The organism is Streptomyces sp. NPDC057617, from assembly GCF_042800555.1.
GTDB lineage: Bacteria > Actinomycetota > Actinomycetes > Streptomycetales > Streptomycetaceae > Streptomyces.
The window spans coordinates 692,752-711,106 of record NZ_JBHVGV010000002.1; the positions used below are offsets into that span (position 1 = coordinate 692,752).

Consider the following 18,355-nt stretch of genomic DNA (forward strand, 5'->3'; position numbering starts at 1 on the left):
CCACCCCCCAGATGTAGTGTCGGGTATGGTCAGCCGCCCCCGGGCGTACCACCGTCGGCGGCGCCGGGCAGGTCCAGGACATAGGCGAGCAGCGGGAGTTCCGGGAGCGGTTCCCAGTCCCGCTCGGGGGTCCTGACGAAGCCGAGGCGCTCATAGATCCGGTGGGCCTGCCGCATGGACGCCTGGGTCGAGAGGACCAGCCGTATACAGCCCTCCGTGTTCTGAGCGCGCGCCACACAGGCACGGACCAGGGCCTCGCCGACGCCTCTGCCCCGGGCCGCCCGGTCGACCGCCAGCATCCGGAACTCGGCCTCGCCGTCCTGCGCGATGTCCGCCCAGGGCCCGCCGGCCAGGACAACGGTGACCCCGCCCAGCACCGTCCCGTCCGGGTCCACGGCGGCCAGCACCTCCGCCTCGGCCGCCCGCGTGGCCACATCCCGCAGCGTGTACAGATACGGGTCGTCCTCACCGAAGTCCAGGTGCCCGTCCACCAGATACGCCCGCGCGGTGATCTCGCCGAGCCGCGCGTACTCCCCGGGCTCGGCCTCTCTGATCGTGAAGTCCATGCACCGAGTGTGCGCCATGGGTACGACAACGGGCCGCCGCGCCCTCCTCACCAGCGAGGAAGCCGCGGCGGCCCGGTCGGAACACGAGACCCTCAGTGCACCGGATCGCCCGAAGCCGCCTTCGCCGGCTCGACCCGTACCCCCGGATCCCCCGCGTCCGCCGTGTAGTCCGACGGGCTCGTCTCGTCCACGCCCTCGGGCGCCTTGACCGCCCGCATCACGAACGTCAGCACCACCGTCACCACCACATTCAGCACGAACGCCGTCAGACCGATGTAGCCGATCTCGTTGATCCCCGGGATCTCCGCCGACGATCCGCCGAAGTGCTTCTGGGTGGGGCTCGCGACCCCGTACGCCGCGGCCGTCCCGTACAGCATGCCGACGCCCCAGCCGACGAGCAGCGCCCAGCGGTGGAACCAGCGGGTGAACAGGCCGCCGACCAGGGCCGGCATCGTCTGGAGGATCCAGATTCCGCCCAGCAACTGGAAGTTGATCGCCACCGTCTTGTCCATGGACAGGACAAAGACCAGCGCGCCCACCTTCACCAGCAGCGAGACCACCTTCGAGACCTTGGTCTCCTGCGCCGGGGTCGCGTCCGGCCTGATGAAGTCCTTGTAGATATTGCGGGTGAAGAGATTCGCCGCGGCGATCGACATGATCGCGGCCGGCACCAGCGCGCCGATCCCGATGGCCGCGAAGGCCACGCCCGCGAACCAGGCCGGGAACATGTTCTCGAAGAGCTGCGGGATCGCCAACTGCCCGTTGTCCACCTTGATCCCGGCGGCGATCGCCATGAAGCCCAGCAGCGCCAGCAGCCCCAGCATCAGTGAATACAGCGGCAGGATCGTGGTGTTGCGCCGGATCACATCGCGGCTGCGGCTGGAGAGCGTCGCCGTGATGGAGTGCGGATACATGAAGAGCGCGAGCGCGGAGCCGAGCGCCAGGGTGGCATAGCCCCACTGCCCTGCGTCGCCCGGTACGAGCGCTCCGCGTGGCGCGCCCGTCGCCGGATTGGGCTGCGCGAACGCCTCGCCCGCCTTGGCGAAGATGTCGTCGAAACCGCCCAGTTTGATGGGGATGTAGATGATGGCCACCGCGATCACCAGATAGATCAGGGTGTCCTTCACAAAGGCGATCAGCGCGGGCGCGCGCAGCCCGGACGAGTAGGTGTACGCGGCGAGCACTCCGAAGGCGAGGAGCAGTGGCAGGTCCTTGATGAACCAGTTGGTGTTCTCACCGCCGCCGAGGCCCATCACATCGAGCACCGCCTGGATTCCCACCAGTTGGAGCGCGATGTACGGCATGGTCGCGAGGATGCCGGTGACCGCGACCGCCAGCGAGAGGCCCTTTGAGCCGAAGCGCCCCCGGACGAAGTCGGAGGTGGTGACGTACCCGTGCTTGTGCGAGACCGACCACAGCCGGGGCAGGAAGGTGAAGATCAGCGGGTAGACCAGGATGGTGTACGGCACGGCGAAGAAGCCGGCCGCGCCCGCCGCGTAGATCGCCGCCGGGACCGCCACGAAGGTGTACGCCGTATAGAGGTCGCCGCCGAGCAGGAACCAGGTGACCCAGGTGCCGAACGACCGGCCGCCCAGCCCCCATTCGTCCAGGCTGTGCTCGTTCTCGGCCTTGCGCCAGCGCGCGGCCAGGAAGCCCATGACCGTGACGGCCACGAAGAAGAGGATGAAGACGGTGAGCGCCACACCGTTCACGCCGTCGGTCATCGCGACGCACCTCCCGCACGGCCGCGCTGGTCACGCTGCCAGAGCTGGTACGCGATCATGGTCAGTCCGGTCGAGACCACCACCCAGGCCATCTGGTACCAGTAGAAGAACGGGATGCCGATGAAGACGGGTTCGGTCTTCGCGTACGAGCCGACCCAGAGCAGCGCCACAAAGGGCGCGACGAGGCAGAGCGCTATCACCACGCGCACGGGAGTGACTACTGGACGTCTGCTCGCCGCCGGCTTTTCTTCACGAACCTCTGACACTTCTGACACAGCGCATCCGTCCCCTCACTGATCGCCATTGATGAGCGCGAGGAAATCTACGGCAAAGGCATGAGAGGGGGTAGGGCCGAACACCGAGCAGCCTGCGCGAATGCGAAGGACCGGGGTACGAACGCGAAGGAACCGGACCCCGGTTGGTCAGGGCGAGCCGATCAGCGGGCGGGGCGCTTCAGGCGTGCCACGAACTTGTAGCGGTCGCCGCGGTAGACCGAGCGCACCCACTCCACCGGCTCTCCGGCGGCGTCGAGCGAGTGGCGCGAGAGCATCAGCATCGGCAGCCCCACATCCGTACCGAGCAGCCCGGCCTCGCGCGGAGTGGCCAGCGAGGTCTCGATGGTCTCCTCGGCCTCGGCGAGATGGACGTCGTACACCTCGGCCAACGCCGTGTAGAGAGAGGTGTACTTGACGAGCGAGCGGCGCAGGGCCGGGAAGCGCTTCGCCGAGAGATGCGTGGTCTCGATGGCCATCGGCTCACCGCTGGCCAGCCGCAGCCGTTCGATCCGCAGCACCCGCCCGCCGGTGGTGATGTCGAGCAGCCCGGCCAGGGTGTCGTCGGCCGTGACATAGCCGATGTCCAGGAGCTGGGAGGTCGGCTCCAGGCCCTGGGCGCGCATGTCCTCGGTGTACGAGGTGAGCTGGAGGGCCTGCGAGACCTTGGGCTTGGCGACGAACGTGCCCTTGCCCTGGATCCGTTCGAGCCTGCCCTCGACGACCAGCTCCTGGAGCGCCTGGCGCACGGTGGTGCGCGAGGTGTCGAACTCGGCGGCGAGCGTGCGCTCCGGCGGCACCGGGGTGCCGGGCGGCAGAGTCTCCGTCATATCGAGCAAGTGCCGCTTCAGTCGGTAATACTTGGGCACACGCGCCGTACGGGTGGGGGCCCCGCTCTCGGTCTCCGGACCGCTTCCGTTTCCGCTGCCGCCCCCGTCCGTGGCCATGGCCTGCCTTCCCGACTCCTGCGCTGCTGCCGTCACCGGCTCCTCCGTCTGTCGCGGCTCACATGGTGGCACGGTCCGGCCACGGGTCGTCGCCCTCCCTCAGGTGTCGGTCCGATAACGGACACGACTGCCCTTCTTATACACCCTTGACACCCCTAAAGGTCTAGGCCAAGCTCCCCGTACTGGTCTAAACCATTAAAGACCAGGTCCCAGCCCCAGCAGTACTCGTCGTACGTCTTCGCGTTCATCGCGGTGGGCAGGGGTTGCAGGCATCCCTGAGGAGGGTGGCGTGAAGCGCAAGCTCATCGCGGCGGTCGGCGTCGCGGGCATGATGGCCGGTCTTGCCGCATGTGGCTCGGAAGACAGCTCGGCGTCGAAGGATCCCAAGGACCGCAAGGAGACGCTCACCGTCTGGCTGATGTCGGACGCCCAGAGCACCTGGCCGGAGCTGGTCAAGAGCGTCAACGACCAGTTCAAGGCGAAGTACCCGAATGTCAAGGTCAACGTCCAGTACCAGCAGTGGGCGGACAAGGCCAAGAAGCTCGACGCGGCGCTCGCCGGCGACAAGTACCCCGATGTCGTCGAGCTGGGCAACACCGAGACGATGACGTACATCCTCAACGGCGCGCTCGGTGAGATCGACCCGGCCAAGTACGAGAACTCGGACACCTGGATCAAGGGTCTGAAGGACACCTGCACCTTCGAGGGCAAGCAGTTCTGCGTGCCCTACTACGCCGGTGCCCGCGTGGCGATCTACAACAAGGACATGTTCAAGGCCGCCACCGGCTCGGACGTACTGCCCTCCACCGAGGCCGAGCTGACCGCCGCGCTGGACAAGGTCGGCGACAAGTACGGCAAGGACAAGGCCTTCTCGCCGCTCTACCTGCCGGGCCGCTACTGGTACGCGGCGCTCTCGTACGTCGCGGCGTACGGCGGCAAGGTGGCCACGTACGACGAGGGCGCCAAGGAGTGGAAGGCCAGCCTCTCCACCCCCGAGGCCCAGAAGGGCATCCAGCACTTCGTCGACCTGGTGAACAAGTACAACCACGGCGACAAGACCAAGGACGAGGCGGACCACGCCAACGTCATGGCCAACGAGAAGACCGCGCTCCTGTACGGCAACGGCTGGGAGGCCGGCAGCGTCGTCGACTCCGCCGCGAACGGCAACCCGAAGCTGAAGGACAAGATCGGTACGGCCGGTATGCCCGGCCCCGACGGCAAGGCCCTGCCGTCCTTCATCGGCGGCTCCGACCTCGCCACCATCTCCAAGTCCAAGGTCCAGGACCTCGGCGAGGAGTGGATAGCGGCCTTCACCAGCGCCAAGTCGCAGGACGTCCTCGCCTCCAAGAACATCCTGCCGAACAACACCAAGCAGCTCGAACCGCTGAAGGCCAAGCCGGAGACCGCGCCGATCGCCAACGCCGTACCGGACGCCTGGTTCACCCCGATCGCCCCGGGCTGGACCGCCATCGAGAAGAAGGAAACCCTTGAGGTGATGCTGCTCGACATCATCAAGGGCAAGTCGGTGGCCGAGGCCACGAAGGCGGCCGACGCGGAGATCAACGAGCTGATCAACCAGGAGTCCTGACCAGGAGTCACGACCCGTTGATCGCCCGGTCCTGTCCGGCCCGCTGAGGCCGGCCGGACAGGACCCGCGGGGGGTGGCGGGCCCAACCATGGGCCCGGCGCCCCCCGTCCTCCGGTACCAGGTCCGAACGGAAGGCCAGCACAGTGAGTGCCGCCGACATGAAAGCAGCCGATCCGCCGGTAACCGTAGCGCGGGTCTCCGAAGGCAGCGGCCCTCGGCCGCCGAAGAGCGTGCCGCACAGACCGCGCAAGGCGGGCGCCCTGCTGCCGTACCTTCTGATAGCACCCGCGTTCGTCGCGATCGCCGCCGTCTTCGCCTGGCCCCTGGTCAAGACGGTCATCATGTCCTTCCAGGATGTCGGCCGGCGCGAACTCTGGACCGGGGACCCCGCTCCCTGGGTGGGCTTCGACCAGTTCACCAATATCCTCGGCGACGGCGAGTTCTGGGCCGTCGTCTGGCGGACCGTCATCTTCATGGTGGTCTGCGTGGTCGCCACCATGGGCATCGGCCTCGGCATCTCCATGCTGATGCAGCGCATGGACACCTGGGTACGGCTGCTGCTCACCGCCGCGCTGGTCGCCGCCTGGTCGATGCCCCTGCTGGTCGCGACCTCCATCTTCCGCTGGTTCGCCGACTCCGACTACGGCGTGCTGAACATGGTGCTGACCAAGTACCTCGGAGTGGACTCCCAGGGTCACAACTGGTTCCTGAACCCGGTCGAGGGCTTCCTCGTCATCGGCGCGGTCGTCGTCTGGGGCGCCATTCCCTTCGTAGCGGTCACGCTGTACGCGGCGCTCACCCAGGTCCCCCGGGAGCTGGAGGAGGCCGCGTCCCTCGACGGCGCGGGCCCGGCCGGGGTCTTCCGCTATGTGACCTGGCCGGTGATCAAGCCGGTCTTCCAGATGGTGGCCACCCTGTCCGTCCTGTGGGACTTCAATGTCTTCGGCCAGATCTTCCTGATCCGCGGCAACAAGCCCGAGCCGGAGTACACGGTCCTCGGCATCTACTCGTTCGAGAAGGCCTTCGAGTCCAACTCGTTCAGCCAGGGCGCGGCCATCTCCCTCATCACGGTCCTGCTGCTCTCCGGTGTCGCCGTGTACTACCTGCGCCAGCTGCTGAAGATCGGAGAGGTCGAGTGAGCGCCTCCACCCCCCAGGTCCGCCCCCAGGACGGTACGCAGGTCCTCCGCCCGGACCGCAAGAAGAACCGTATCGGCTACAACATCCTCGGCCTGGCCGTCTTCGTCCTCATGGCCTTCCCGGTCTACTGGCTGCTCATCAGCGCCCTGCGGCCCAACCATGAGATCCGCAGCTACGACCAGACCCTCTGGCCCTCGTCGCTCACCTTCGACAACTTCCGGCGGGCCGTCGAACAGCCCAACTTCGGCACGGCCATCCAGTCCAGCCTGATCGTCTGCGGGGTCGCCGTCCTCGGCGGCATGCTGCTCGCCACCATCGCCGCCTTCGCGATCGGCCGGTTCCGGTTCCGCGGCCGCAAGTTCTTCATGATCGTGCTGCTGACCGTCCAGCTCCTGCCGCCGACCGCGATGCTGATCCCCATCTACATCCAGCTCAACGACCTGGGCGGGCTGAACGAGTACTGGGGCGTCATCGTCATCTATCTGGTCTCGACCCTGCCGTTCGCGACCTGGATGATCCGCGGCTTCGTGATCAACATCCCGCCGGAGCTGGAGGAGTCCGCGATGGTGGACGGATGCAGCCGGATGGGCGCCTTCTGGCGCGTGACCTTCCCGCTGCTCGCCCCCGGTCTGGCCGCCGCCGCGATCTTCTCCCTGATCACCGCGTGGAACGAGTACCTCCTCGCCTATGTCGTCCTCCAGGACAACGAGAAGTACACGCTCAACGTGTGGCTGATGAACTTCACCACCTCGCGCGGTATCGACTACGGAGCGCTGATGGCCGCCTCGGTCCTGATCGCCATCCCGGTCGTGGCCTTCTTCCTCCTGGTGCAGAAATACATGGCAACCGGCCTCACCTCCGGTGCAGTGAAGGGTTGATGCCGCCGATGACCACGCTCGTAAGCAGTACGGACACCCTCACCCGCGACGCCCTCGCCGTGCTCCAGCCCGGCTTCCTCGGCACCACCGCCCCCGACTGGCTGCTGCGCCGCATCGGCGAGGGCCTCACCTCCGTGGGCCTCTTCGGCCGCAACATCGCCTCGCCCGGCCAGCTCTCCGCGCTCACCGCGCAGCTCAGGGCCGAGCGGGACGACGTCCTCGTCGCGATCGACGAGGAGGGCGGCGATGTGACCCGGCTTGAGGTCAGGCACGGCTCCTCCTTCCCCGGCAACCACGCCCTGGGCGCGGTCGACGATGTCGATCTGACCCGGCAGGTCGCCAGGGAGCTGGGCCGGCGGCTCGCCGAGTGCGGGGTCAACCTCAACTGGGCCCCCTCCGCCGACGTCAACTCCAACCGCGACAACCCCGTCATCGGGGTACGGTCCTTCGGCGCCGATCCCGCGCTGGTCGCCCGGCACACCGCCGCGTATGTCGAGGGTCTGCAGAGCGCCGGGGTCGCCGCCTGCACCAAGCACTTCCCCGGCCATGGCGACACCGCGGTCGACTCCCACCACGCGATGCCCCGTATCGACGTGGACTTGGACACAGTGCACGCCCGTGACCTGCTGCCTTTCCGCGCGGCCATCGCCGCGGGTTCCAAATGCGTCATGAGCGCACATATCCTGCTTCCCGCGCTCGACCCCAACCGGCCGGCCACCCTCAGCCCGCAGATCCTCACCGGACTGCTGCGCGAGGAGCTGGGCTTCGAGGGACTGATCGTCACCGACGGCATGGAGATGCAGGCCATCGCCTCGACGTACGGAATCGAGCGCGGCTCCGTCCTCGCGATCGCCGCCGGCGCCGACGCGATCTGTGTCGGCGGCGGCCTGGCGGACGAGGACACCGTACTGCTGCTGCGCGACGCCCTGGTCGCGGCGGTACGGACCGGTGAACTGCCCGAGGAGCGTCTGGCCGACGCCGCCGCGCGGGTGCGCGGTCTCGCCGGCTGGACACTGCGGGGCAGGGGGGCCGGGGGGACTTCCGAGCCGGGCGCGGACACACAGGAGGGGACCGCGCCCGGCACCGCGATCGGTCTGGTGGCGGCCCGCCGCGCCCTGCGGGTGACGGGGACGGCCAAGCCGCTCGACACCCCGCCCTATGTCGCCGCCTTCACCCCCGTCGCGAACATCGCCGTCGGGGACGAGACCCCGTGGGGTGTCGCGGCGGAGCTGGAACGGCTGCTCCCGGGTACGGAGACGGGCTCGTACAGCGGCGCGGGAATCGCGGGTACGGAGACGGACGCGCTGGTCACGCGGGTGCTGGCGGCGGCGGGTGACCGTACGGTCGTCGCGGTCGTACGGGATGTGCACCGGCACGCGTGGATGGCCGCGGCCCTGCGCGCGCTGCTCGCGGCGCGTCCGGAGACGGTCGTGGTGGAGATGGGGGTGAACGAGGCGGAGCCCTCGGGAGCCCTGCACATCGCCACGTACGGCGCGGCGAGGGTCTGCGGCCAGGCGGCGGCGGAAGTCATCACGGGCCGCGAAAGCTGAGCCCCCGCATCTCTGTCCTCAAGCGCCGGACGGGCTCGGTCGGCCCGTCCGGCGCTTGAGGATTCGCAGGTCAGATGCCCTGCCAGCTCGGCTTCGCCGAGAACGTGTCACGGAAGTACGGCGCCAGCTTCAGCTTCGACGCCGCCGCCTCGTCCACCACCACCGTCGCATGCGCGTGGAGCTGGAGCGCCGACGCCGGCACCACCGCCGCGAGCGGCCCCTCGACCGCCTGCGCCACCGCCTCTGCCTTGCCCTCACCGGTCGCGAGCAGCACCAGGTGCCGGGCCTCCAGGATCGTCCCGATGCCCTGGGTGATCACATGGTGCGGCACCTCCTCGGGGCGGTCGAAGAACCGCGCGTTGTCCGCCCGCGTCTGCCGCGTCAGCGTCTTGATCCGGGTGCGCGAGGCGAGCGAGGAGCAGGGCTCGTTGAACCCTATGTGCCCGTCCGTACCGATCCCGAGAAGCTGGAGATCGACCCCGCCGGCCTCGGCGAGCGCCCGGTCGTACGCGTCGCACGCCGCCTGGACGTCCTCGGCGGTGCCGTCCGGCCCCATGAAGGCGCTCTCCGGAAGCCCGAGCGGCTCGACGACCTGGCGCAGCACCACCGAGCGGTACGACTCGGGGTGCCCGGCGGGCAGTCCCACGTACTCGTCGAGCTGGGCGATCCGCGCGTGCGACGCGTCCACGGCACCGGAGCGGACCTTGGCCGTCAGGGCCTCGTAGATGGGCAGGGGGGTCGACCCCGTGGCCACGCCCAGCAGGGCGTCGGGCTTGCGGCGCAGCAGGGCGGCGATGCTCTCCGCGATGAGTTCGCCTCCAGCCGCCGCGTCCTGGACGATCACAACTTCCACGGTGGGTCCGCCGATCTGACTCAGTATCCGATGTGGTATAGACCAATCTAGCAGAGCCGCCACGAAATAGGCCCCGCATACGCATGGACAGCACGGAATGGTCTAGTCCACAATGACGCTGTAGAGCCTCCGCCCTCCCCGCACAGGAGGGTGGACCGAGGTACCGGCGCTCTCTGCCCTGACTGCGGCGGAACCTCTCCCACGGCCGTACGGGACCGCACACCCGCCGGCCGGGCTGCTCCGGGCTGCGGTGCCGGACGGGTTGAGGGTCCCGTCGCGGCGCCGCGGCCCGCGGGTGACGAGTGCGCCCCGGGTACGCTCGCCTGTGTGCCCTCCATGAACGACCTCGTACGACAGCACACGGCCCTCAGCGAGTCCGACCTCGAATGGCTGCATCTGCTGGTCTCGGAGTGGCAGCTGCTCTCCGATCTCTCCTTCGCCGACCTCGTCCTCTGGGTGCCCACCCGCGACGGCACCCGCTATGTGTCCGTCGCCCAGATGCGCCCCAACACCGGACCGACCTCCTACCAGGACGACATGGTCGGCCATCTTGTGCCCCGGGGCCGCAGGCCGCTGCTGGACGCCGCGCTGGACGAGGGCCGCATCGTCAGGGAAGGCGACCCCGAGTGGCGCGAGGAGGTGCCGGTACGGGTCGAGTCCATCCCCGTACGGCGCGACGGCCGTGTCCTCGGTGTCATCGCGCGCAACACCAATCTGCTCACCGTCCGCACCCCCAGCCGGCTGGAGCTGACCTATCTCCAGTCCGCCTCCGACCTGGCCCAGATGATCGCTGCCGGAACCTTTCCCTTCCCCGGCCAGCAGGTCGACATGGACGCATCACCGCGCGTCGGCGACGGGCTGATCAGGCTCGACGCCGAGGGCGTCGTCCAGTACGCCAGCCCCAACGCCCTCTCCGCGTACCACCGGCTCGGCCTCGCCTCCGACCTGGTCGGCCACCATCTCGGCAGGACCACCGACGAACTCGCCCCCGCGCGCGGCCCGGTGGACGAGGCGATGGTCCGGCTCGCCAGCGGTTACGCGCCCCGGGAGACCGAGGTCGAGGGCAGCGGCGGAGTCATCCAGCTCCGTGCGATCCCGCTCAAACCGAAGGGCACCCGCATCGGTTCGCTGGTGCTGCTCCGGGACGTCACCGAACTCCGGCGCCGCGAGCGCGAGTTGATCACCAAGGACGCCACCATCCGGGAGATCCACCACCGGGTGAAGAACAACCTCCAGACCGTCGCCGCGCTGCTGCGCCTCCAGGCCCGGCGGATGGACTCCGAGCAGGGCCGTGAGGCGCTCAACGAGGCCGTGCGGAGGGTCGGTTCGATCGCCATCGTGCATGAGACGCTGTCCCAGAATCTGGACGAGCGGGTGGAGTTCGACGACATCGCCGATCGGGTGCTTGCGATGGTCGCCGAGATCTCACCGGGCAAGATCGTCTGCCGCCGTACGGGACGGTTCGGCATCCTGGACGCCGAAGTGGCCACCCCGCTCTCGATGGTGCTCACCGAGATCATCCAGAACGCACTCGAACACGCCTTCGCCCCGGGAGAGCAGGGCCGGGTCGATGTGTCGGTGGTACGCAGTGGGGACTCGCGCAAACACCGCGGGGACAGCGCCCGTTCGGATGCCCGGCTGCTGATCACCGTCCAGGACGACGGGCGCGGTCTGCCCGAGGGGTTCGACCCGCACCGGTCCGGCAATCTGGGGCTCCAGATCGTAAGGACGCTGGTGGAGGGGGAGTTGGGCGGCGGCTTCGACATGGTGCCGGCGCCGGGTCGCGGCACCCGGGTCGCGCTCGACATCCCGGTCGAGCCGCAGAAGTAGCGGAAGTAGCGGAAGTAGCCGTAAGGATGGCGGACTTGGCGCCGCCGCATTGACGTGACACAGCAGCGAGCCCCGGACCGTGGTGACGGTCCGGGGCTCGGCTCGAAGCTCACTGTGCGATGCGCATCGGGGGGTACTGCGCGCTGCGGTTCGGGGGCGGGGCTATGCGTACACGCTGTACGCTCCGCCGGGCTGAGGCTCGTGCAGGGTGGTTCAGGCGGTCGCGTTACGCGCCCGGTTGCGAGCGGCGCGGCGCTTCATAGCGCGGCGCTCGTCCTCGCTGAGGCCACCCCAGACACCCGAGTCCTGGCCGGACTCGAGCGCCCACTGCAGGCACTGCTCCATAACGGGGCAGCGACGGCAGACGGCCTTGGCTTCCTCGATCTGCAGCAGCGCAGGACCGGTGTTGCCGATGGGGAAGAACAGCTCGGGGTCTTCCTCGCGGCAAACGGCGTTGTGACGCCAGTCCATGGCTGCTACCTCTCTTGGTATTACATGCAGATTGCTTGTGAATGTGAACGCTTTCACGAATCCCCCGACAAGGGAAGGGCCGACCGCCAGACGGACTGGTGTGGTCCTTGGAATGAGGAGGGGTTCTGGTTCTCAGAGAGGCCGATGGTGCGGGCCGTCCCGATCGCCAAGTAGAGATTCGCAAACCTCGGCGGCGGATACAACCCCTTCTGGAAAGTTTTTTTTGATTCCTCGGTGTCGACTAGGTCACAGCCGTACTTCCATGGGGTGGATCCCAGCCTAAACGTTCGAGTGAAAGGAGTTTAGGCCCTTCCACTCACACAATCACACGCAGTGCACGGCGTACGCCTGTGAACGTCACGCTCGTGCGCAGTCCGAGGTGGTCTCCGTCCATCTGCAATGGGAGGGGTGCCTTGGAATGCAAGGTGAAGTCCGTGAGATCATGAAGAGTCACCGCATGGCGTCCATGAGGGCCCCGATCGGGGCTCGACGTCAGCAGTTGAGTCGCGTATCTGGCCACCGCCGATGTCGACAATCTGGTCAGCCCGAGGATGTCCAGGGCCGCGTCGAAGGATGCCTCGGGAGACGCGTACAGCGGACGATTGCCCAGGTAGGTCCAGGGCGCGGTGTTGCAGACTATGGACAGGACGAGATCCTCGACCGGGTCCGCGCCGGGCCGCTCCAGAGTGATCAGACCCTGCCGCCGGTGCGGCTCCTCCAGGAACTGCCGTACGACCTGGCGCACATAGAGGGCGTGCGTCGACCGCTTTCCGCGCTCCCGCTGCTGTTCGACCCGGCCGATCACCCCGGCGTCGAAACCGAAACCCGCGCAGAAGGTGAACCAGCGCGCCGGCACCGCCTCGTCCTCGGTCCCGGGTGTCCCGGCCGCCAGTCCCAGACCGACCGTACGTTCGCTCCGCAGGGCCAGTGCGTCAAGGATGGCGCCCGTCGCCTCGACCGCGTCATTGGGCAGCCCGAGCGCGCGGGCGAAGACATTGGTCGAGCCGCCGGGGACCACCGCGAGACGCGGCAGCCGGTCCGGATCGGGGCCGTTGTGCAGCAGTCCGTTGACGACCTCGTTGACGGTGCCGTCCCCGCCGAGCGCCACGACCAGCTCGACATCGTCCGAGTCCGCGGCGCGTCTGCCCAGGTCACGGGCGTGACCGCGGTACTCGGTGGTCACCGCTTCCAGCTTCATCTCACTGGCCAGCGCGTGCATGAGGACATCGCGGGTGCGCGCACTGGTGGTGGTTGCTGCCGGGTTGACCACGAGAAGTGCGCGCATGTTCAGCAGATTACCGGCCGGGCGGCAATGGGTCGCCGCCGGGCGGACCGGACCTACCGGGCGGTACGGGACCGGGCTCCGGCCGTACGCGAAAGCGCTCTGGTTACGCTGCAGGGGTGAGCAGCAGCGAAGAGACCACCGCCCCCGCACCGGCCCCGCGCCCCGCGCGCCTGACCGCGGCGGCCGCCGTCTGCGGGCTCGAAGCCCTGGCCCTGGTCGTCGGCGGGGTGTATCTGCTGGTGATGGGCGTGCTCGGGCGGCCCGACCAGCCCGAGCAGGCGGAGATGGGGGGCATCACCCTGGCCGTGCTCGGGGTCATTCCGCTGCTCGCCGCCCGCGGACTGCTGCTGCGCCGCTCCTGGAGCCGGGGCCCCGCGCTGATCACCCAGATCATGGCGCTGCCGGTCGCCTGGACGCTGCTGCGCGCCACGGGCGCGCTGATCCCCGCCGGTATCGCGCTGGCGGTGGTCGCGGTGACGGGCCTGGTCCTGATCGTCAACCCGACGACGACGGAAGCCCTGGGCATCGGCCCGGCCCGCGACGCGTAGCCCGGCCCGCCTGGCCCGGCCCGCGACGCGTGGAAATCCGGCGGGCACGAAATGCCCCGGGTCGGCCTGGAACCCCCGTTGCATGAATGGGCCCGGCCGTTGTCTGCGGCCGGGCGTGCGGGACCGCCGCCGCTACTCCTCCACCAGCAGGCGCTCCCGGAGCTGCGCCAGGGTGCGGGCCAGCAGCCGCGAGACATGCATCTGCGAGATGCCGACCTCCTGCGCGATCTGCGACTGGGTCATATTGCCGAAGAACCGGAGCAGCAGGATCCGCTTCTCCCTGGGCGGCAGATCCTCCAGCAGCGGCTTGAGCGACTCCCGGTACTCGACGCCCTCCAGCGCCTCGTCCTCCGCGCCCAGCGTGTCCGCCACCGCCGGGGACTCGTCGTCCGTGTCCGGGACGTCCAGCGACAGCGTGGAGTACGCGTTGGCCGACTCCAGCCCCTCCAGGACCTCTTCCTCCGAGATCCCCAGCCGCTCCGCCAGTTCATGGACCGTGGGCGAACGGCCGTGCTGCTGCGACAGCTCGGCCGTGGCCGTCGTCAGGGCGAGCCGCAGCTCCTGGAGCCGGCGCGGTACCCGTACCGCCCAGCCCTTGTCCCGGAAGTGCCGCTTGATCTCCCCGACCACCGTCGGTGTCGCGTACGTCGAGAACTCGACACCGCGCTCCGGGTCGAAGCGGTCCACCGACTTGATCAGGCCGATCGTCGCGACCTGCGTCAGATCGTCCAGCGGCTCCCCGCGGTTGCGGAACCGTCTCGCCAGATGCTCGACCAGGGGCAGATGCATCCGCACCAGTTGATTGCGGAGGTCCGCCCGCTCGGGCGAGCCGTCGGGCAGCTTGCGCAGCTCGACGAACATCGCCCGCGCACCGCTGCGGTCATGTGGATCGTGGTGCTTGTCGTTGTTCTGCTCGCTCATAAAGGCCGCCCGCTCTGCCTGCGCCTGCTCCGCCGCGGCCGTCTGGCCGTCAAGTCCGTCCTCCGGGTGGGGACGGGCCTGCTGCTCCGGGATGCCCGCGGGGGCGAGCACCAGCTCCTCCGGAGCTTCGTGCCCTCCCCGCGGCTCCCGTGGGATGCGCCCCTCGTCACGCACCGGACCGTCCCCGTTCCTCGTTCTTCACGCCGGCCCGGGTCCCGCGCCGCGCTGTTTGTAGAGGCTGATGGTGACCGTACGGTCCTCCGCCACCGTCGAGTCGACCTTGCCCGCCAGTGCCGAGAGCACCGTCCAGGCGAAGGTGTCACGCTCCGGCGCCCGCCCGTCCGTGGTGGGCGCCGAGACGGTCACTTCGAGCGCGTCCTCGACAAGACGGAAGACGCAACTGAGAACGGAGCCCGGTACGGCCTGCTGGAGCAGGATCGCGCAGGCCTCGTCCACCGCGATACGCAGGTCCTCGATCTCGTCGAGGGTGAAGTCCAAGCGTGCGGCGAGGCCGGCCGTGGCCGTACGCAGCACGGACAGGTAGGCACCCGCAGCGGGCAGCCGGACTTCCACGAAGTCCTCGGTCCCGGGCTCGCCTGCGATCTGGGACACCCTCACCTCCAAGGTGGCACAAGCTCTTCAGGGCTCCGGAACGGGGGATGTCCCGGAGCCTCGCGGTACGTAGTCGGTACGTAGCCGGTCTGGACTGGCGACGCTATCGCGATCCATGGTGCCGTGTCGCCGGGGACCCCCGTCCGGCGACTGTCACTCATGGTAAGCATATGAGCACGGAAAGTGGCTAGTGGTCTGCCGCCCTCAATTCCGAGCAGCCGGGGGAGGGTTGACGTACCCAGCCGTCAGACGATCGAACCGTCTGCATAGCACCACCGCCAGCTCTCACCGGGTTCGAAGCTCCGCATCACCGCGTGCCCCGTCTCCTTGAAGTGTCGTGTGGCGTGCTGATAAGGGGAGGAATCGCAGCAGCCCACCTGTCCGCAGACCAGGCAGAGCCGCAACTGGACGGGATGGCCGCCGACCGCGAGGCACGCCCCGCAGGTCTCGCCCCGCGGGGCGGGCTCGGGGCGGGGCAGTTCCGCGATGTGGGGGCACTCACTCATGATGACCAGGTTACGACGCGTGTGAGGACGGTGGGATGGACGTATTGCCCCTGGTCGCGCTGGTGGCGGGGAGCGCGGCGATCGCGGGTGCCGCGCGCAGGACACCGGTGGCGGCGCCGCTGCTGCTGGTGACGGTCGGGCTGATCGCCTCGTATGTGCCGGGTGTACCCGCGTACACGCTCGATCCGCACATCGTGCTGCCGCTGCTGCTGCCGCCCCTGCTGTACACGGCCGCGGTGGACAGTTCGTATCTCGATCTGCGTGCGAACATCCGGCCCGTCGCGCTGCTCTCGGTCGGCTATGTCCTCTTCGCCACCGTCGCGGTGGGCTGGCTCGCCTATCTGCTGGTGCCCGATCTGCCGCTGACCGCCGCGCTGGTGCTGGGCGCGGTGGTCGCGCCGCCGGACGCGGTGGCGGCCACGGCCATCGCCCGCAGACTGCGCCTGCCGAGCCGGATCACCACCATCCTCCAGGGCGAGTCGCTGGTGAACGACGCCACCGCGATCACCGCGTTCAAGGTGGCGCTGGCCGCGGCGGTCGGCGCGGGCGCGAGCTGGTCGGGCGGGATGGGGGAGTTCGCGCTGGCGTCGCTCGGCGGGGTCGGGGTCGGCCTGGTGCTGATGGTGCCGCTGCACTGGCTCCGTACGCATCTCACCGAGCCCCTCCTCCAGAACACCCTCTCCCTGCTCATCCCGTTCGTCGCCTACGCGCTGGCCGAACAGGCGGGTGCGTCGGGGGTGCTGGCCGTCGTGGTGGTCGCGCTCTATCTGGGGCACCGCTCCTGGCAGGTGGACTTCGCGACCCGGATCCAGGAGCACGCGGTGTGGAAGATGGTCGCGTTCATCCTGGAGTCGGCGGTCTTCGCCCTGATCGGGCTCCAGTTGCCGTTCGTGCTGGAGGGGCTCGGGGAGTACGGGGTCGGGGAGTCGCTCGTCTACGCGGTCGGGGTGTTCGTGGCCGTGGTGGTGGTCCGCTTCGTCTGGGTCTATCCGGCGACATTCCTGCCTCGCGCGATGTTCCGGGGGATCAAGGAGCGCGAGCCGGAGACCAACTGGACCTCGCCGCTGATCGTCGGCTGGGCGGGGATGCGGGGTGTGGTGTCGCTGGCGATCGCCTTCTCGATCCCGCTGGCGCTGGACGACGGCAGGCCGTTCCCGGGGCGCAATCTCGTACTGTTCCTGACCTTCACGACGGTGATCGGCACCCTGGTCGTGCAGGGGCTCACCCTGCCGGTGCTGATCCGGCTGCTGATCCGGCTACGGCAGCTGCCCGCCCGCGACCGGCAGGCCGAGACCCTGGCCGAGGCGCAGGCCCAGAGCGAGGCCTCGGCGGCGGCGGAGCGGCGGCTCGAAGAGCTGCTGGCCGACGAGCGCAACGCACTGCCCGAACCGCTGGCACAGCGGCTCCGCGCGGTCCTGGAGCGCCGCCGCAACGCGGTCTGGGAGCGGCTCGGGGCGGTCAACGAGGTGACGGGGGAGTCGGCGGACGACACCTACCGGCGGCTGTCGGGCGAAATGATCGAGACGGAGCGCTCGGTCTTCGTGGAGCTGCGGGACCGACGGCGGATCGACGACGAAATGATGCGGACGCTGCTGCGCAGACTGGACCTGGAAGAGGCGGCGGCGTACCGCGAGACGGAGGACTGAGCCGGTCCGGCAGGGGGTTCTGTCCTCAATCGCCGGACGGGCCGGATTCTGGCCCAGCCGCCGGCTCCGGCGACCCCGTGATCACCGCCACCACCGCCGACCCCCGAGCAAACGCCCCCTCCTCCGCCAAGACACCAAGTCCATACAGCATTTTGGCGACATAGAGACGTTCCACCGCCAGCCCGTGCCGCTCCCCGAAGTCCCCCGCGAACGCCTCGGCCTCCGGAGCCGTACGCGCGAAACCCCCGCCGTGGAACCGGTCGTCGAGGCTCCACCGCCCCGCCGGCCCGCCGAACGCCGCGCGCTGGAGGTCCCGTATCTCCCGCTCCAGAAACCCGCCCCGCAGCACCGGGAACCCCACCGCGTGCTGCCCCGGACCCAGCCCGGCGGCCAGCCCGGCCAGCGTCCCTCCCGTACCGCAGGCGACCGCCACGGTCTCCGCCTCGCCGCGCAGCTCACGGCCGAGGTCCGCGCATCCCCGTACGGCGAGCGCGTTGCTGCCGCCCTCCGGTACGACGTACACCGAGCCGGGATCGAGCCCCTCCCGGGCGAGCAGTCCGGCCACAACGGAGGGGTCTGTTTTACGGCGGTACGCCGCGCGGTCGATGAAGACCAGCCGCATCCCGTCGGCCGCGCACCGGGCGAGCGACGGGTTGAGCGGCCGGCCGGCCAGCTCCTCGCCCCGTACGACACCGACCGTGCCGAAACCCAGCAGCCGCCCGGCCGCCGCCGTCGCGCGCAGATGGTTCGAGTACGCGCCGCCGAAGGTCAGCAGGGTGCGCCGGCCCCCGGCCGCGGCGGCCCGCAGATTCGGCACCAGCTTGCGCCACTTGTTGCCCGGCAGCTCGGGGTGGATCAGATCCTCGCGCTTGAGCAGCAGCCGTACGCCGTGCCGGGCGAAGCGCTCGTCCTCGGCCGGCAGCAGCGGCGACGGGAGCCGTGGCCGCAGTACGCCGGGATCGAGCGCTTCGTAAGAGGTCACCCGCCCATTGTCGGGTCCGTGGCCAGGGACTGCCGCG

The 18,355-nt window shown here is 69.2% G+C and carries 18 protein-coding genes; 7 read left to right on the plus strand and 11 right to left on the minus strand.

The features are described 5' to 3' along the window. Positions 1–29: 29 nt before the first annotated feature. The 4 genes from ACFU9P_RS08665 to ACFU9P_RS08680 form a co-directional block, all read right to left on the minus strand. Complete coding sequence (locus ACFU9P_RS08665; RefSeq protein ID WP_384078318.1) at positions 30–566, minus strand: GNAT family N-acetyltransferase; 537 nt, start codon at positions 564–566, stop codon at positions 30–32. Positions 567–658: 92 nt separating this feature from the next. Next, positions 659–2,290, minus strand: coding sequence for a monocarboxylate uptake permease MctP (gene mctP, locus ACFU9P_RS08670; RefSeq protein WP_384078319.1), 1,632 nt, complete (start codon positions 2,288–2,290; stop codon positions 659–661). Further along, positions 2,287–2,556: a DUF3311 domain-containing protein gene (locus ACFU9P_RS08675; RefSeq protein WP_376381884.1), complete on the minus strand. Its 270-nt coding sequence runs from the start codon at positions 2,554–2,556 to the stop codon at positions 2,287–2,289. The genes mctP and ACFU9P_RS08675 overlap by 4 nt, the downstream gene beginning before the upstream one ends. Before the next feature lie 170 nt (positions 2,557–2,726). Continuing rightward, positions 2,727–3,509 carry a GntR family transcriptional regulator gene (locus tag ACFU9P_RS08680; protein WP_376381886.1) on the minus strand — a complete coding sequence of 261 codons (783 nt, stop codon included), beginning with the start codon at positions 3,507–3,509 and terminating at the stop codon, positions 2,727–2,729. A gap of 289 nt (positions 3,510–3,798) precedes the next feature. On the opposite strand from ACFU9P_RS08680, the gene ACFU9P_RS08685 reads away from it, so the two are divergent. From ACFU9P_RS08685 to ACFU9P_RS08700, 4 genes are all read left to right on the plus strand, one after another. Further along, positions 3,799–5,097, plus strand: a complete 1,299-nt coding sequence (locus tag ACFU9P_RS08685) for a sugar ABC transporter substrate-binding protein (RefSeq protein WP_376381775.1) — start codon at positions 3,799–3,801, stop codon at positions 5,095–5,097. A gap of 143 nt (positions 5,098–5,240) precedes the next feature. Then, positions 5,241–6,236, plus strand: coding sequence for a carbohydrate ABC transporter permease (locus tag ACFU9P_RS08690; RefSeq protein WP_384078320.1), 996 nt, complete (start codon positions 5,241–5,243; stop codon positions 6,234–6,236). Then, the gene (locus ACFU9P_RS08695) at positions 6,233–7,114 is read left to right on the plus strand and encodes a carbohydrate ABC transporter permease (protein WP_384078321.1); all 882 of its coding nucleotides are present in this window, start codon (positions 6,233–6,235) and stop codon (positions 7,112–7,114) included. Before ACFU9P_RS08690 ends, ACFU9P_RS08695 begins: the two co-directional genes overlap by 4 nt. An 8-nt stretch (positions 7,115–7,122) precedes the next feature. Further along, on the plus strand, positions 7,123–8,664 hold the full coding sequence (locus ACFU9P_RS08700) for a glycoside hydrolase family 3 protein (protein ID WP_376381780.1): 1,542 nt from the start codon (positions 7,123–7,125) through the stop codon (positions 8,662–8,664). A gap of 70 nt (positions 8,665–8,734) precedes the next feature. Here the strand turns inward: ACFU9P_RS08700 and nagB are convergent, their stop codons facing one another. Then, positions 8,735–9,517 (minus strand): glucosamine-6-phosphate deaminase, encoded by a 783-nt coding sequence (gene nagB / locus ACFU9P_RS08705; protein ID WP_384078322.1) that lies wholly within the window; start codon positions 9,515–9,517, stop codon positions 8,735–8,737. A 336-nt stretch (positions 9,518–9,853) separates the two neighbouring features. On the opposite strand from nagB, the gene ACFU9P_RS08710 reads away from it, so the two are divergent. After that, a complete protein-coding gene (locus ACFU9P_RS08710) occupies positions 9,854–11,347 on the plus strand; it encodes a sensor histidine kinase (RefSeq protein WP_376381888.1) in 1,494 nt (497 codons plus the stop codon). Between the two features lie 213 nt (positions 11,348–11,560). Here the strand turns inward: ACFU9P_RS08710 and ACFU9P_RS08715 are convergent, their stop codons facing one another. Then, entirely contained in the window at positions 11,561–11,818 is a 258-nt protein-coding gene (locus ACFU9P_RS08715) for a WhiB family transcriptional regulator (protein ID WP_004937597.1), read from the minus strand. Between the two features lie 316 nt (positions 11,819–12,134). After that, positions 12,135–13,103 (minus strand): diacylglycerol/lipid kinase family protein, encoded by a 969-nt coding sequence (locus ACFU9P_RS08720; protein ID WP_384078323.1) that lies wholly within the window; start codon positions 13,101–13,103, stop codon positions 12,135–12,137. Positions 13,104–13,219: 116 nt separating this feature from the next. Between ACFU9P_RS08720 and ACFU9P_RS08725 the strand changes: the two genes are divergently transcribed. Continuing rightward, on the plus strand, positions 13,220–13,651 hold the full coding sequence (locus ACFU9P_RS08725) for a hypothetical protein (protein WP_384078324.1): 432 nt from the start codon (positions 13,220–13,222) through the stop codon (positions 13,649–13,651). A gap of 132 nt (positions 13,652–13,783) precedes the next feature. Here the strand turns inward: ACFU9P_RS08725 and ACFU9P_RS08730 are convergent, their stop codons facing one another. From ACFU9P_RS08730 to ACFU9P_RS08740, 3 genes are all read right to left on the minus strand, one after another. Then, on the minus strand, positions 13,784–14,728 hold the full coding sequence (locus tag ACFU9P_RS08730) for an RNA polymerase sigma factor SigF (RefSeq protein WP_376381890.1): 945 nt from the start codon (positions 14,726–14,728) through the stop codon (positions 13,784–13,786). A gap of 42 nt (positions 14,729–14,770) precedes the next feature. After that, positions 14,771–15,184 carry an anti-sigma regulatory factor gene (locus ACFU9P_RS08735; protein ID WP_217306731.1) on the minus strand — a complete coding sequence of 138 codons (414 nt, stop codon included), beginning with the start codon at positions 15,182–15,184 and terminating at the stop codon, positions 14,771–14,773. A 245-nt stretch (positions 15,185–15,429) separates the two neighbouring features. Next, positions 15,430–15,690: a UBP-type zinc finger domain-containing protein gene (locus ACFU9P_RS08740; RefSeq protein WP_376381788.1), complete on the minus strand. Its 261-nt coding sequence runs from the start codon at positions 15,688–15,690 to the stop codon at positions 15,430–15,432. A gap of 35 nt (positions 15,691–15,725) precedes the next feature. On the opposite strand from ACFU9P_RS08740, the gene ACFU9P_RS08745 reads away from it, so the two are divergent. Beyond that, positions 15,726–17,336, plus strand: coding sequence for a Na+/H+ antiporter (locus tag ACFU9P_RS08745; RefSeq protein WP_384078325.1), 1,611 nt, complete (start codon positions 15,726–15,728; stop codon positions 17,334–17,336). A gap of 25 nt (positions 17,337–17,361) precedes the next feature. Here ACFU9P_RS08745 and ACFU9P_RS08750 read toward each other — a convergent pair whose 3' ends face one another. Then, complete coding sequence (locus ACFU9P_RS08750) at positions 17,362–18,318, minus strand: 1-aminocyclopropane-1-carboxylate deaminase/D-cysteine desulfhydrase (protein ID WP_384078326.1); 957 nt, start codon at positions 18,316–18,318, stop codon at positions 17,362–17,364. Between the last annotated feature and the right edge of the window lie 37 nt (positions 18,319–18,355).